Annotated in this window: 1 protein-coding gene; it reads left to right on the top strand. The window is 54.7% G+C overall.

The annotated features are described in order from the left end of the window. The first annotated feature begins 177 nt into the window (after window positions 1-177). Window positions 178-477: a hypothetical protein gene (locus ACXJKJ_RS32125; RefSeq protein ID WP_457395799.1), complete on the top strand. Its 300-nt coding sequence runs from the start codon at window positions 178-180 to the stop codon at window positions 475-477. Window positions 478-525 lie beyond the last annotated feature (48 nt).

Here is a 525-nt window from a genome sequence, read left to right as displayed (position 1 = left end):
CACCTACGATGCCAACCCTTCGAATCGACCTCACTACCAAGAAGCCCTGACATCGTTCCTTCAGGCGATCAGTGATGCGGTAGGCACCACGAACTATCAGATCAACTTCACCGGCCGGAACACCGTTCACTTCCAGGGCAGCCGACCGTGAAGCCGGTATACGCTGCAGCACTACTCGTGGCCGTGTCGCTCTCCGCCTGTTCGCGTGAAGAATGCCCGGACTTGAGCAGCGAAGCACAACAGGAACAAGTCTACCGCTACGTTGTTGGAAACACGCTTCCAGCACTGAAGGACGTGACGCGTAATGATGTGAAGTTTATTGACTCTTCTCGCTACAACGCTGATAGCCGGATGTGGCGGTGGAACTTCCAAGCAAAAGGTCGGGAATACATCGCACTGATCGGTTGTGATGGGAGCGTTGAGCTATCGGTGGCGAAAGAATCACTGACCAGACAGGGCTTGTTCGCACCTAGGTGAACTCGTCTGCAACCAGAGGGACAATCCACCTCTGCCTGACTATCAAGG

It is taken from the genome of Roseateles sp. P5_E1 (genome assembly GCF_054049335.1).
Note: the sequence above shows the minus strand (reverse complement) of the source record. Positions and strands in the feature narration are given on the sequence as shown.